Annotated in this window: 1 protein-coding gene; it reads right to left on the bottom strand. The window is 49.9% G+C overall.

Annotation, left to right across the window (positions count from 1 at the left end; translation table 11 throughout):
* On the bottom strand, nucleotides 1-1,508 hold a 1,508-nt coding region (locus tag EGI32_RS15280), incomplete at both ends, for a hypothetical protein (protein WP_255156224.1).

Here is a 1,508-nt window from a genome sequence, read left to right as displayed (position 1 = left end):
TGCAGTTACTGTTACAATAGTGTTTTCGCCGTAACAGTTGATAGTACCTGCTGTAGCTGCCGCAACCAATGCGGGTACCTGTGCAGGCTGGCTTACAGAGAAGGTTTTTGTAGTGATGCAACCCTTTGTGTCTTTAGCCCTGATGCTATGTGTACCAGCCACTACATTGGTAAATACGTTGGAAGACTGGTAAGCACCATTATCGTAGCTGTAAGTATAACCCGGTGTGCCGCCTGTTGCTGTAGCAGTGGCTGTAGTTGAGCCGCCATATACAGCGATCGTACCTGTAGCTACTGTCACATTGATGAGCGTTGGCTGAGTTACAGTGATGGTCACATCATCTGTTACACCGGCTGCGTCAGTCACCACAAAAGTATAAGTGCCTGCGGCTTTGGTGAAAGTACCAACACCGGTATAGCTGCCAGTACCGCCTGTTGCCGTAACAACCACGGAAGTTGTTCCACCGTTGCAGGTGATGGTGCCTGCCGTAGCGGCCGCAACCAATGGTGCCGGAGCGCCTGGCTGAGATATAGTCCTTGTTTTGGAAACAGTACAGTTATTGGCATCTTTCACTGTTACGGTGTAAGAACCTGCGGTAACGTTGGTGAAGATGTTGGAGGACTGGTATGCTCCGTTATTGAGTTTGTAAGTATAGGGTGCTGTACCGCCGGCAGCAGTTACTGTCATGGTAGTAGAACCACCATTTACAGTGATCGTACCTGAAGTTACCGTAGCATTCAACACAGTTGGTTCGGTAACGGTTACTGTTACTTCATCAGTGACACCAGCCGCATCCGTTACAGTAAAAGTGTAAGTACCTGCTGCACGGGTGAAGTTACCTGTGCCGGTGTATGGAGCCGTACCGCCGGTTGCTGCTACGTTTACGGTAGTAGTCCCGCCAAAGCACGCAATAGTACCGGTTACAGACGCTGTAGCCACCAATGGCGGAACCGGGGCCGGTTCGGTAATGGTGATCGTTTTTGTGATCGTACATGCATTTTTATCGCGGAAGGTCACCGTATGTGTACCTGCAGTTACACCGGTGAAGATGCCCGAGGTTACATAATTTCCGCTATTAAGTTTGTAAGAATAATCAGGTGTGCCGCCACTCACTATTGCTGTGAGCGTGGTAGTGCCACCGTTTACAGCGATGGTTCCTGCAGTAAGTGTTCCTGTCAGCGCTGCAGGTTGCTGAACCGTTGCAGCAGCACTTGCGCTTACACCAGCCGCATCCGTTACGGTAAAGGTATAAGTACCTGCTGTACGGGTGAAAGTACCTGTACCGGTATACGGTGCAGTACCGCCTGTGGCGTTTACTGATACTACAGCAGTACCGCCATTACAAAGAATGATCGATGCTGTAGCCGTAACCACCAGTGTTGGTACGGGAGCCGGTTCAGTGATGGTAATGGTCTTTACCGAAGTACAGCCATTTGCTTCCTTTGCAGTTACAGTATGAGTACCTGCAAATACGTTGGTGAAAGTAGTGGATGACTGGTAAGAGCCGT

Origin of the sequence: Ferruginibacter sp. HRS2-29, from assembly GCF_024343615.1 — a bacterium.
Lineage (GTDB): Bacteria > Bacteroidota > Bacteroidia > Chitinophagales > Chitinophagaceae > Ferruginibacter.
The sequence above is the reverse complement of the archived record's forward strand: the minus strand, read 5'-3'. Positions and strand labels throughout refer to the sequence as shown.